Genomic DNA, 11,268 nt, shown 5'->3' on the forward strand with positions numbered 1-11,268 from the left:
GTGCCTTTTGTAGAATGAACCGGCGAGTTACGATCCCGTGCGAGGTTAAGCTGAAGAGGCGGAGCCGCAGCGAAAGCGAGTCTGAATAGGGCGTTTAGTACGTGGTCGTAGACCCGAAACCAGGTGATCTACCCATGTCCAGGGTGAAGTTCAGGTAACACTGAATGGAGGCCCGAACCCACGCACGTTGAAAAGTGCGGGGATGAGGTGTGGGTAGCGGAGAAATTCCAATCGAACCTGGAGATAGCTGGTTCTCCCCGAAATAGCTTTAGGGCTAGCCTTAAGTGTAAGAGTCTTGGAGGTAGAGCACTGATTGGACTAGGGGTCCTCATCGGATTACCGAATTCAGTCAAACTCCGAATGCCAATGACTTATCCTTAGGAGTCAGACTGCGAGTGATAAGATCCGTAGTCAAAAGGGAAACAGCCCAGACCGCCAGCTAAGGTCCCAAAGTGTGTATTAAGTGGAAAAGGATGTGGAGTTGCTTAGACAACTAGGATGTTGGCTTAGAAGCAGCCACCATTTAAAGAGTGCGTAATAGCTCACTAGTCGAGTGACTCTGCGCCGAAAATGTACCGGGGCTAAATACACCACCGAAGCTGCGGATTGATACCAATGGTATCAGTGGTAGGGGAGCGTTCTAAGGACAGTGAAGTCAGACCGGAAGGACTGGTGGAGTGCTTAGAAGTGAGAATGCCGGTATGAGTAGCGAAAGACGGGTGAGAATCCCGTCCACCGAATGCCTAAGGTTTCCTGAGGAAGGCTCGTCCGCTCAGGGTTAGTCAGGACCTAAGCCGAGGCCGACAGGCGTAGGCGATGGACAACAGGTTGATATTCCTGTACCACCTCTTTATCGTTTGAGCAATGGAGGGACGCAGAAGGATAGAAGAAGCGTGCGATTGGTTGTGCACGTCCAAGCAGTTAGGCTGATAAGTAGGCAAATCCGCTTATCGTAAAGGCTGAGCTGTGATGGGGAAGCTCCTTATGGAGCGAAGTCTTTGATTCCCCGCTGCCAAGAAAAGCTTCTAGCGAGATAAAAGGTGCCTGTACCGCAAACCGACACAGGTAGGCGAGGAGAGAATCCTAAGGTGTGCGAGAGAACTCTGGTTAAGGAACTCGGCAAAATGACCCCGTAACTTCGGGAGAAGGGGTGCTTTCTTAACGGAAAGCCGCAGTGAATAGGCCCAAGCGACTGTTTAGCAAAAACACAGCTCTCTGCGAAGCCGTAAGGCGAAGTATAGGGGGTGACACCTGCCCGGTGCTGGAAGGTTAAGGAGAGGGGTTAGCGTAAGCGAAGCTCTGAACTGAAGCCCCAGTAAACGGCGGCCGTAACTATAACGGTCCTAAGGTAGCGAAATTCCTTGTCGGGTAAGTTCCGACCCGCACGAAAGGTGTAACGATTTGGGCACTGTCTCAACCAGAGACTCGGTGAAATTATAGTACCTGTGAAGATGCAGGTTACCCGCGACAGGACGGAAAGACCCCGTGGAGCTTTACTGTAGCCTGATATTGAATTTTGGTACAGTTTGTACAGGATAGGCGGGAGCCATTGAAACCGGAGCGCTAGCTTCGGTGGAGGCGCTGGTGGGATACCGCCCTGACTGTATTGAAATTCTAACCTACGGGTCTTATCGACCCGGGAGACAGTGTCAGGTGGGCAGTTTGACTGGGGCGGTCGCCTCCTAAAGTGTAACGGAGGCGCCCAAAGGTTCCCTCAGAATGGTTGGAAATCATTCGTAGAGTGCAAAGGCATAAGGGAGCTTGACTGCGAGACCTACAAGTCGAGCAGGGACGAAAGTCGGGCTTAGTGATCCGGTGGTTCCGCATGGAAGGGCCATCGCTCAACGGATAAAAGCTACCCCGGGGATAACAGGCTTATCTCCCCCAAGAGTCCACATCGACGGGGAGGTTTGGCACCTCGATGTCGGCTCATCGCATCCTGGGGCTGTAGTCGGTCCCAAGGGTTGGGCTGTTCGCCCATTAAAGCGGTACGCGAGCTGGGTTCAGAACGTCGTGAGACAGTTCGGTCCCTATCCGTCGTGGGCGTAGGAAATTTGAGAGGAGCTGTCCTTAGTACGAGAGGACCGGGATGGACGCACCGCTGGTGTACCAGTTGTTCTGCCAAGGGCATAGCTGGGTAGCTATGTGCGGAAGGGATAAGTGCTGAAAGCATCTAAGCATGAAGCCCCCCTCAAGATGAGATTTCCCATAGCGTAAGCTAGTAAGATCCCTGAAAGATGATCAGGTTGATAGGTTCGAGGTGGAAGCATGGTGACATGTGGAGCTGACGAATACTAATAGATCGAGGACTTAACCATATAATATGTAGCAATGTTATCTAGTTTTGAGAGAACATAAAAAACTTGTTGACTTTTAAAGTAAATAAGTTATAATAATGATTGTCTCAAAAGAATAATGTCTGGTAATGATGGCAGAGAGGTCACACCCGTTCCCATACCGAACACGGAAGTTAAGCTCTCTAGCGCCGATGGTAGTTGGGACCTTGTCCCTGTGAGAGTAGGACGTTGCCAGGCAATATTATTCCGCAGTAGCTCAGCGGTAGAGCTATCGGCTGTTAACCGATCGGTCGTAGGTTCGATTCCTACCTGCGGAGCCATTGGAGAGCTGTCCGAGTTGGCCGAAGGAGCACGATTGGAAATCGTGTATACGTCACAAGCGTATCAAGGGTTCGAATCCCTTGCTCTCCGCCATAGGATTTATAATATTTGGCCCGTTGGTCAAGTGGTTAAGACACCGCCCTTTCACGGCGGTAACACGGGTTCGAATCCCGTACGGGTCACCACTTTGGAGGATTAGCTCAGCTGGGAGAGCACCTGCCTTACAAGCAGGGGGTCGGCGGTTCGATCCCGTCATCCTCCACCATATAAATTTTATATGAATAGTATTATCGCGGGGTGGAGCAGCACGGTAGCTCGTCGGGCTCATAACCCGAAGGTCGCAGGTTCAAATCCTGTCCCCGCAACCAAATGGTCCCGTGGTGTAGTGGTTAACATGCCTGCCTGTCACGCAGGAGATCGCCGGTTCGACCCCGGTCGGGACCGCCATTTTAATAAGGCTCGGTAGCTCAGTCGGTAGAGCAGAGGACTGAAAATCCTCGTGTCGGCGGTTCGATTCCGTCCCGAGCCACCATTTATTTTAATAAAATACGCCGGCTTAGCTCAATTGGTAGAGCAACTGACTTGTAATCAGTAGGTTGGGGGTTCAAGTCCTCTAGCCGGCACCATGTAAGTTTCGGAGGGGTAGCGAAGTGGCTAAACGCGGCGGACTGTAAATCCGCTCCTTCGGGTTCGGCAGTTCGAATCTGCCCCCCTCCACCATTTACATAGGGGCATAGTTTAAAGGTAGAACTGAGGTCTCCAAAACCTCCAGTGTGGGTTCGATTCCTACTGCCCCTGCCAAATATATTTACACAACATGGCGGTTGTGGCGAAGTGGTTAACGCACCGGATTGTGGCTCCGGCATTCGTGGGTTCGATTCCCATCAGTCGCCCCATTTTTATTTTAAAAATTACAAATAATCTAATGGATACTTACATATAATTAAGTAAGAATTCGATGGGCTATAGCCAAGCGGTAAGGCAACGGACTTTGACTCCGTCATGCGCTGGTTCGAATCCAGCTAGCCCAGCCATTTTTGCGGAAGTAGTTCAGTGGTAGAATACAACCTTGCCAAGGTTGGGGTCGCGGGTTCGAATCCCGTCTTCCGCTCCAATAAAATTTAATATGGCGGCATAGCCAAGTGGTAAGGCAGAGGTCTGCAAAACCTTTATCACCGGTTCAAATCCGGTTGCCGCCTTTTCTTTTGTGCCGATGTGGCGGAATTGGCAGACGCGCACGACTCAAAATCGTGTTCCTTCGGGAGTGTCGGTTCGACCCCGACCATCGGTATCATGAACGGCGTAATAAAAGACTCTACACCAAATGTGTAGAGTCTTTTTATGTTTTCATCATACTATAAAATAAGCAAAAATGGTGTGTTGGTGAAATGGTTATAAATGATTAAGGTAAACTTATTCATTTAGTACATGCGATACAGTTGGGGAAAGCTACAAAACAATAAAGGGATAAATTTTTATCCCTTTATATAATTTCATTATTTTATAGAGAATTTCTCCAACCTGGTGACATGAAGTTAAATCCGACGCCACCAGTAGATATTAGTACATGATCAGCTGTTAATTTCGTAATTTCTAAGAACTTCTTTTCAAACTCTTCTCTGTTGTATTTGTACATAGTTGAGTGGCATGACCACATGTGCGTTGAAGTACTCAACCAGTCTCCTAATTCCTTTAATTCAGGAAACGACTCAAATCGAATTGGTTCATCTAATTTCATGAATCTCACTTGATAGATAGTTGGGTTTAACTTCTCTCCTATTCCTTTAAAAGCATGTGATTTTTTGTCTTTGGAATGTGTCATAATTCACCCTCCATCTTTTCTTCAAATTTTTTCCTATTTTTATTATACAACAATAGAAAACAATTATGGGAATAATATGGAAATCTTTATTGGCAATATAAAAAGACTGTAACAGAAATGTTAGAGTCTTTTTGTTAAATTATACTATGTGCTTCTAAAATTCGTAATAAACGTAGGAATTCATGTATAATATAACTTGTCGAAAGAACAAAATGATAGTGATTTATATTATGTCTGTAATATGAATCAAAAATGAACTTTTTATATTTCTTTTAAAAATGTGTTGAACACACATTATATTTCATATTAATATTTTTATGTAGATTTAAAACGGGAAAGAGAGTGGAAAGTATGGGCCGTAAATGGAACAATATTAAAGACAAAAAAGCATCAAAAGATGCAAATACAAGCCGTATATACGCGAAATTTGGGCGTGAAATTTATGTGGCAGCAAAACAAGGCGAGCCAGATCCAGAATCAAACCAAGCACTAAGAGTTGTATTAGAGCGTGCGAAAACATACAATGTTCCAAGAACAATTATTGATCGTGCAGTTGAAAAAGCAAAAGGCGGTTCAGAAGAAAATTATGACGAGCTTCGTTATGAAGGATTCGGACCAAATGGAGCTATGGTTATTGTAGATACACTTACAAATAACGTAAACCGTACTGCAGCAGATGTACGAGCTGCATTTAGCAAAAATAGTGGTAATATGGGTGTGAACGGTTCTGTAGCTTACATGTTTGATGCGACAGCTGTTATCGGCCTTGAAGGTAAAACATCAGATGAAGTTCTTGAAATTTTAATGGAAGCAGATGTAGATGCACGTGACATTCTAGAAGAAGAAGATTCTGTTATCGTGTATGCTGAACCAGATCAATTTCATGCAGTACAATCTGCACTTAAAGGTGCTGGCGTTGAGGAGTTTACAGTTGCAGAATTAACAATGCTTGCACAAAGTGATGTAACACTTCCTGAAGATGCTCAAGCACAATTTGAGAAAATGGTTGATGCATTAGAAGATTTAGAAGATGTTCAACAAGTTTATCACAACGTAGACTTAGGAGAGTAATACGATAGATGACCCTTTTCGCTTAGCGGATAGGGTCTTTTTTATGAAGTTAATTAAGGTGATGAAGTATTAAAGGTATTTTGTTGTAGGTAGGGAATATGATTATAGGGATATATAAAATATTCATTATCTCTAGGAGGCTTAATATGGAACATAAGACACCAAAGCATATCGTTGCTGTAGCCGGTTATTTAACAAATGGAAAAAATGAAGTGTTATTAACAAAAGTGCACTGGCGAGCTGATACGTGGGAGTTGCCAGGAGGACAGGTAGAAGAAGGCGAAGCGCTCGATCAAGCTGTCTGTAGGGAAATAAAAGAGGAAACAGGGTTAACGGTGAAGCCTATCGGAATTACAGGCGTTTATTATAATACTTCTATGCATATTCTAGCTGTTGTTTTTAAAGTAGCATATATAAGTGGTGAAATAAAAATTCAACCTGAAGAAATACAAGAGGCTAAATTTGTTGAGTTAAATGAAGAGAACATAGATGAGTATATAACGCGTCCTCATATGAAATCCAGAACGCTTGATGCAATGAGAGCAACACATTTTATTCCGTATGAAACGTGGGAAGTACAGCCGTATAATTTAATAGGAAGATTGTAAAGAAAAGAGTAGCCGATTTGAGATACATTCGAATCACTACTCTTTTTTTGTATACTGTTTAAGAAAAAGGTCAAAATAATAGTAGCACTAGTATTGATTTTGAGAACGTTTGTTCTGTATAATAAATCTATATGTTATATACATTTAGATTACTAGATAGTCAAAAGTATATATATTTGTAGATGATATAATTAAAGTGTAAAGTGAAAATATAATAGTCTTAAGGGTTTCTCTTTTATTGGTTATTCGTACTTTAACATAACCTATATTCAATATTTCAGATGAATAGTAGATAAAAAAAGACTGTGATACAATACTTTTTTATCCCACTATTTGCTAGGCAGTAAGCTTGATTAATGAGGACCGATTAAAGTTTCACTTTATACCTTACAATGATGTAAGGTACGTGTAAGAGAAATCGATGGGATATTTTTTTACAACAATGTATTCTTAAAGTAAGAGTTATATGCTGTGTGGAAAAGAGGTGTTCAAGATGAAAGAACGAGTATTATCTAGGGTGAACTATCATCAAAAAGTTGCATTAAATCCAATGACTAAACTTTTTTATAAAGCCATTATATTATTATTATTGTTAAGTTGTACGTTATTATTCATTGGAAATGTAATGATTGAGAAAAGTGATATTAGTAAATTACATGTACCGGCTAAGTTAGAGGTGCCAGAATCATTAACACATGCATTTATTGCGACAGAAGATAAAAGATTTTATCATCATAACGGTTTAGATTATATAGCAATTATTAGGGCCTCTGTTGAGAATATAAAGGCTGGTGGTGTCGTGCAAGGAGGAAGCACAATTACACAGCAGCTATCTAAAAATGCCTTTTTAACGAATGAACGTACATTTTCTCGGAAGTGGAAAGAGATTTTTTATACGAAAAAAATTGAACGCACATTTACGAAGGATGAAATATTAAAATTATATGTAAGTAATATTTATTATGGAGAAGGAGCATGGGGAATTGAAAAAGCAGCAAACCTTTACTTCGGTAAAAAGGTGAACCAATTAACGTTGGCTGAAAGTGCAATGATGGCTGCTGTAGTAAAAGCACCTGCTTATTACTCACCTGCCCAAAATTATGATAAAGCAGTAGAGAGACGTAATGTCGTTTTGAGACTAATGGAGAAAGAAGGCTATATAAGCCATGATGAGTATGTTCAAGCAGTTAGTGAGAAATTGGTAATTCGTCATGATATAAAAATAGAGCAGTCGATGTTAAATAGCGCGCGTAAAAAAGCAGTAAGTTAAGAGAAGTTCCTACAGAGGAGCTTCTTTTTTTGAATAAATTGTGACAAATTGTGACACAATATCGTCACAATTATTGTGTTTTTGTAATTTATGTGAGCGTGTTCATTGCGTGACGTATATAAGTGTTGATATTATGTGTATTGTGTACAATGCTGTATACAGAATATGAATTTAAAGAGGAATGTATATGAAATCAAATAAACTCATGGCTCTTGGTATAGTTTTTTCTATCGCAGTATTGATTGTAATTGGAACAATTGCGTATAGCATCATAAATGACAAAAAAGATAAAGGGAATGAGATGTTTGCTTATTCTACGCAACAATCTTTAGGGAAAGATGATGCTCCAGTTAAGGTAGTTGAATTTGGAGACTTTAAATGTCCTGCTTGTCGTACTTGGGATGTAACAGTATTACCTCGATTAAAAGAAGAGTATATTGATAAAGGCAAAGTGCAGTTATACTTTATTAACTTCCCATTTATCGGAAAAGACTCAGATTTAGGTGCAGCAGCTGGTGAAGCAATTTATAAACAAGATAAAGATTCATTCTGGATTTTCTATGATGAGATTTATCAAAATCAAAAGAAAGATACGGAAGAATGGATTACAGAAGATTTGCTTCTTAGCATTGTGAAAGAGAAACTTCCAAAAGTTGATGTAGAGCAATTTAAGAAAGATTTACACAGTAAAGACATTAAAGAAAAAGTAAGTAAAGATTCAGATCGTGCTCAAAAATTAAAAGTTCAAGGTGCTCCTTCTGTATATGTAAACGGAAATCTTGCAAATCCTGATTTTGATAGTATGAAGAAGGCAATTGATAAAGAATTGAAAAAGTGATGAGGTCTCTCATCACTTTTTCGACTTTTTTCGATAAAATTCTTGCCTCTACTTTTTTTACATGCTATACTATTTTACATAAGTTATTCTAATATCTTATATGTAATTCATATTTGCGGGTGTAGTTTAGTGGTAAAACAAGAGCCTTCCAAGCTCTGGTCGAGAGTTCGATTCTCTTCACCCGCTCCAAATTTTATTAAAAGTTTTTCTATAAATTGTGATCAACGCAGTGTTTCGTTTCCGAGATAAACGAGGCATTGCGTTTTTTAATGTTTGAAAAATATAATTACATGCGAAAATAGAAGTAAATGATAGTATTCCAAACGTGAATTACTAACCAATAGAGTGGTTACATAAGGGGTGGATTCATCTGAGGAGGCGATTAAGAGTGGATTTTGAACAATTAAAGCAAGATGTAATTGCGTATAGTAAAACAATTGGCATAGATAAAATAGGCTTTGCGAGCGCTTCTCCTTTTGAGGAATTAAAGCAGCGCTTAATCCAGCAACAACAATTAAATTATCAATCTGGATTTGAAGAGCCTGATATAGAGAAGAGAACGAATCCGCAACTGTTATTACCGGGTGCTAAATCAATTATTGCGATTGCTTTAGCATATCCTTCAAAATTAAAAAATGCACCATTAAGTAAGCGTGGAGAACGCCGTGGGATTTTTTGTCGTGCTTCTTGGGGACAAGATTATCATCTTGTTTTACGAGATCGTTTGAAAAAATTAGAGGCATATTTAATTGAAAAACTTCCCGATATAGAAGTGAAGTCCATGGTTGATACAGGTGAATTAAGTGATCGAGCTGTATCAGAGCGTGCTGGTATTGGATGGAGCGGTAAAAACTGCTCTATTATTACACCTGAATTTGGTTCGTACGTATACTTAGGGGAAATGATTACAAATGTTCCATTCCCGCCAGATAAGCCGATAGAAGATCAATGCGGAGGCTGTACGAAATGTATCGATATTTGCCCTACCGGTGCTTTAATACAGGGGGGACAGTTAGATTCGAAGAAGTGCATTGCGTTTTTAACACAAACGAAAGGATTCCTACCTGAAGAATATCGCGATAAAATAGGAAATCGCATATATGGATGTGATACGTGTCAGACTGTTTGTCCGAAAAACAAAGGAATGGATTTTCATAATCATCCTGAGATGGAGCCGGATCCTGAGCTAGTTAAACCATTATTAACGCCACTTTTAACAATTAGTAATCGTGATTTTAAAGAGAAATATGGGATTATGTCAGGGTCATGGAGAGGGAAAAAACCACTGCAAAGAAATGCGATTTTAGCATTAGCACATTTTAAAGAAGCATCGGCAATTCCAGATTTAATTGGTGTTATGAAAGATGACCCAAGACCGGTACTACGCGGAACGGCAGCATGGGCACTTGGGAAAATTGGCGGAGATGGAGTAGGCGAAGCGATTGAGAAAGCGATGGAACGTGAGAAAGATGAAGAAGTGCTTCATGAAATGAATCGCGGGCTTGAATTGTTAGCACAGAAAAAAGAGTAGATAATATTTCCCTTTTTCATATTGTAATATGGGAGGGAGACAGAATGGTTGTAAAAACGAAGATTGAAAACCAAGTACAACAATTTTTAGCATATATAACGGAGAAAAGAACGAATGTGGATGGTATTGCTGAGGATTTACTACAAATGGCACTGAGAAAGAAACAATTGTTTCAAAGGCGTAGTGCACATATAGTGAAAGCAACTGCGGATGTTTCTTTCATTAGACAATTAAATAGTAATGACCATCAAGAAATTGATTATCAAATACATTTTAAATATTTAATTAAGCATAAAGAATTATTTTATATTGAAGAGGAACAATTAAAACGAAGAGTTTGTTTAAATAATAGTCGAATTATAGGCGATTCTGCTATTGAAGTGTCAGAAGAAATTAGAATGGGTGAGACATTAGAAAGGGATATTACGAAAGAGAAGTACGGTTCTTATCAGTATAATCGTTTAGAGGCAGTGAAATATGCAGAGCGTTGGTGGGATGACCGGAATCCTATGTATCGTAATTTCCCTGATAATTGTACGAATTTCATTTCTCAATGTCTTCATACTGGAGAAGTACCTATGAACGGGTATCCTAATATTCGTAAAGGATGGTGGCAAAGGGAGAATCAGTGGAGTTGGAGCTGGGCTGTTGCACATTCTTTTTATTGGTATTTGTCAGGTGCTACAACAGGACTTCGAGCAGAGGCGGTAGAGAGGCCAGAAGAACTTATTCTTGGAGATGTCATTGCTTATGATTTCGAGGATGACGGAAGATGGAATCATACGACGATTGTAGTAGCAAAAGATGCAGATGGTATGCCGCTTGTAAATGCACATTCAGCGAATAGCCGTCGACGTTATTGGAACTATGAAGACTCTAGTAAATATACACCACAAATGAAATATAAATTCTTTCATATTATTAATGGGTAGAGATTTTTCGCTCAAGTGGTATAATACGTAGTAGACAAAAAACAGAGGTGAATATCGCGTGGGAGTACATGTTGTTTTATATCAGCCAGAAATTCCAGCAAATACAGGGAATATTGCTCGTACTTGTGCAGCAACTGGAACAGAATTACATTTGATTAGACCGCTTGGATTTTCAACGGATGATAAAATGTTAAAGCGTGCAGGATTAGATTATTGGCAGCACGTAAAAATTACGTATTATGATTCAATTGAAGAATTTTATGAAAAAAATAAAGACGGTGAATTCTTCTATTTAACAAAGTATGGCGAGAAAGCTCATACAGCGTTTGACTATAGCAAGCGTGAGAAGGATTACTATTTTGTATTTGGAAGAGAAACAAACGGCTTACCAGCTAATGTAATCGAAGAAAACTTTGATCATTGTTTACGTATTCCAATGACAGATAAAGTACGTTCATTAAATTTATCTAATACAGCAGCAATTTTAATTTATGAAGCGTTCCGCCAACAAAATTACCCTGGATTAGATTTAGAAATCGTTTATTAAAAGTCGCCATATGGCGACTTTTTTTTATAAA

8 protein-coding genes, 16 tRNA genes and 2 rRNA genes (1 of these 26 cut by a window edge) are annotated in these 11,268 nt (G+C 40.2%); 25 read left to right on the forward strand and 1 reads right to left on the reverse strand.

The window, feature by feature from the left end; translation table 11 throughout:
* The 17 genes from C3Y97_RS02745 to C3Y97_RS02825 form a co-directional block, all read left to right on the forward strand.
* Nucleotides 1–2,318 (forward strand): 23S ribosomal RNA (locus C3Y97_RS02745); it begins 604 nt to the left of the window's first position.
* 100 nt (nt 2,319–2,418) lie between these two features.
* Nucleotides 2,419–2,534: ribosomal RNA gene (rrf, locus tag C3Y97_RS02750) — 5S ribosomal RNA — on the forward strand.
* 8 nt (nt 2,535–2,542) lie between these two features.
* Nucleotides 2,543–2,617 (forward strand) — tRNA-Asn (locus tag C3Y97_RS02755).
* A gap of 2 nt (nt 2,618–2,619) precedes the next feature.
* Nucleotides 2,620–2,711, forward strand: a tRNA-Ser gene (locus tag C3Y97_RS02760).
* A 17-nt stretch (nt 2,712–2,728) separates the two neighbouring features.
* A tRNA-Glu gene (locus tag C3Y97_RS02765) sits at nt 2,729–2,803 on the forward strand.
* Between the two features lie 4 nt (nt 2,804–2,807).
* Nucleotides 2,808–2,883: transfer RNA gene (locus tag C3Y97_RS02770), tRNA-Val, on the forward strand.
* A gap of 26 nt (nt 2,884–2,909) precedes the next feature.
* Nucleotides 2,910–2,986 (forward strand) — tRNA-Met (locus C3Y97_RS02775).
* A 3-nt stretch (nt 2,987–2,989) separates the two neighbouring features.
* Nucleotides 2,990–3,065, forward strand: a tRNA-Asp gene (locus C3Y97_RS02780).
* 9 nt (nt 3,066–3,074) lie between these two features.
* Nucleotides 3,075–3,150 (forward strand) — tRNA-Phe (locus tag C3Y97_RS02785).
* Nucleotides 3,151–3,168: 18 nt separating this feature from the next.
* Nucleotides 3,169–3,244: transfer RNA gene (locus C3Y97_RS02790), tRNA-Thr, on the forward strand.
* 10 nt (nt 3,245–3,254) lie between these two features.
* Nucleotides 3,255–3,338, forward strand: a tRNA-Tyr gene (locus C3Y97_RS02795).
* Nucleotides 3,339–3,345: 7 nt separating this feature from the next.
* Nucleotides 3,346–3,419: transfer RNA gene (locus C3Y97_RS02800), tRNA-Trp, on the forward strand.
* A gap of 19 nt (nt 3,420–3,438) precedes the next feature.
* A tRNA-His gene (locus tag C3Y97_RS02805) sits at nt 3,439–3,514 on the forward strand.
* A gap of 63 nt (nt 3,515–3,577) precedes the next feature.
* Nucleotides 3,578–3,652: transfer RNA gene (locus C3Y97_RS02810), tRNA-Gln, on the forward strand.
* Nucleotides 3,653–3,657: 5 nt separating this feature from the next.
* Nucleotides 3,658–3,732 (forward strand) — tRNA-Gly (locus tag C3Y97_RS02815).
* Between the two features lie 14 nt (nt 3,733–3,746).
* Nucleotides 3,747–3,817, forward strand: a tRNA-Cys gene (locus C3Y97_RS02820).
* 10 nt (nt 3,818–3,827) lie between these two features.
* Nucleotides 3,828–3,909, forward strand: a tRNA-Leu gene (locus C3Y97_RS02825).
* Between the two features lie 210 nt (nt 3,910–4,119).
* Here C3Y97_RS02825 and C3Y97_RS02830 read toward each other — a convergent pair.
* Nucleotides 4,120–4,440 carry a DUF3884 family protein gene (locus C3Y97_RS02830; RefSeq protein ID WP_000149743.1) on the reverse strand — a complete coding sequence of 107 codons (321 nt, stop codon included), beginning with the start codon at nt 4,438–4,440 and terminating at the stop codon, nt 4,120–4,122.
* Between the two features lie 351 nt (nt 4,441–4,791).
* On the opposite strand from C3Y97_RS02830, the gene C3Y97_RS02835 reads away from it, so the two are divergent.
* From C3Y97_RS02835 to trmL, 8 genes are all read left to right on the forward strand, one after another.
* Nucleotides 4,792–5,511, forward strand: coding sequence for a YebC/PmpR family DNA-binding transcriptional regulator (locus C3Y97_RS02835; protein WP_000532952.1), 720 nt, complete (start codon nt 4,792–4,794; stop codon nt 5,509–5,511).
* A gap of 146 nt (nt 5,512–5,657) precedes the next feature.
* The gene (locus C3Y97_RS02840) at nt 5,658–6,119 is read left to right on the forward strand and encodes an NUDIX hydrolase (protein WP_098213013.1); all 462 of its coding nucleotides are present in this window, start codon (nt 5,658–5,660) and stop codon (nt 6,117–6,119) included.
* A gap of 493 nt (nt 6,120–6,612) precedes the next feature.
* A complete protein-coding gene (locus C3Y97_RS02845) occupies nt 6,613–7,389 on the forward strand; it encodes a transglycosylase domain-containing protein (RefSeq protein ID WP_000664715.1) in 777 nt (258 codons plus the stop codon).
* 187 nt (nt 7,390–7,576) lie between these two features.
* Nucleotides 7,577–8,227 carry a DsbA family protein gene (locus tag C3Y97_RS02850; RefSeq protein WP_000841307.1) on the forward strand — a complete coding sequence of 217 codons (651 nt, stop codon included), beginning with the start codon at nt 7,577–7,579 and terminating at the stop codon, nt 8,225–8,227.
* A gap of 115 nt (nt 8,228–8,342) precedes the next feature.
* Nucleotides 8,343–8,416, forward strand: a tRNA-Gly gene (locus tag C3Y97_RS02855).
* 199 nt (nt 8,417–8,615) lie between these two features.
* On the forward strand, nt 8,616–9,758 hold the full coding sequence (queG, locus tag C3Y97_RS02860; RefSeq protein ID WP_000345206.1) for a tRNA epoxyqueuosine(34) reductase QueG: 1,143 nt from the start codon (nt 8,616–8,618) through the stop codon (nt 9,756–9,758).
* Between the two features lie 44 nt (nt 9,759–9,802).
* Nucleotides 9,803–10,690 carry an amidase domain-containing protein gene (locus C3Y97_RS02865; protein WP_000260591.1) on the forward strand — a complete coding sequence of 296 codons (888 nt, stop codon included), beginning with the start codon at nt 9,803–9,805 and terminating at the stop codon, nt 10,688–10,690.
* Between the two features lie 58 nt (nt 10,691–10,748).
* Nucleotides 10,749–11,237 carry a tRNA (uridine(34)/cytosine(34)/5-carboxymethylaminomethyluridine(34)-2'-O)-methyltransferase TrmL gene (trmL, locus tag C3Y97_RS02870; protein WP_000538147.1) on the forward strand — a complete coding sequence of 163 codons (489 nt, stop codon included), beginning with the start codon at nt 10,749–10,751 and terminating at the stop codon, nt 11,235–11,237.
* Nucleotides 11,238–11,268: the final 31 nt, after the last annotated feature.

Source organism: Bacillus sp. DU-106 (assembly GCF_004799705.1).
GTDB classification, from domain to species: Bacteria; Bacillota; Bacilli; order Bacillales; family Bacillaceae_G; genus Bacillus_A; species Bacillus_A cereus.

Coding starts and splice junctions, on each gene's coding strand:
- C3Y97_RS02830 (WP_000149743.1), bottom strand. CDS start 4,440: ATGACACATTCCAAAGACAAAAAATCACATGCTTTTAAAGGAATAGGA.
- C3Y97_RS02835 (WP_000532952.1), top strand. CDS start 4,792: ATGGGCCGTAAATGGAACAATATTAAAGACAAAAAAGCATCAAAAGAT.
- C3Y97_RS02840 (WP_098213013.1), top strand. CDS start 5,658: ATGGAACATAAGACACCAAAGCATATCGTTGCTGTAGCCGGTTATTTA.
- C3Y97_RS02845 (WP_000664715.1), top strand. CDS start 6,613: ATGAAAGAACGAGTATTATCTAGGGTGAACTATCATCAAAAAGTTGCA.
- C3Y97_RS02850 (WP_000841307.1), top strand. CDS start 7,577: ATGAAATCAAATAAACTCATGGCTCTTGGTATAGTTTTTTCTATCGCA.
- C3Y97_RS02865 (WP_000260591.1), top strand. CDS start 9,803: ATGGTTGTAAAAACGAAGATTGAAAACCAAGTACAACAATTTTTAGCA.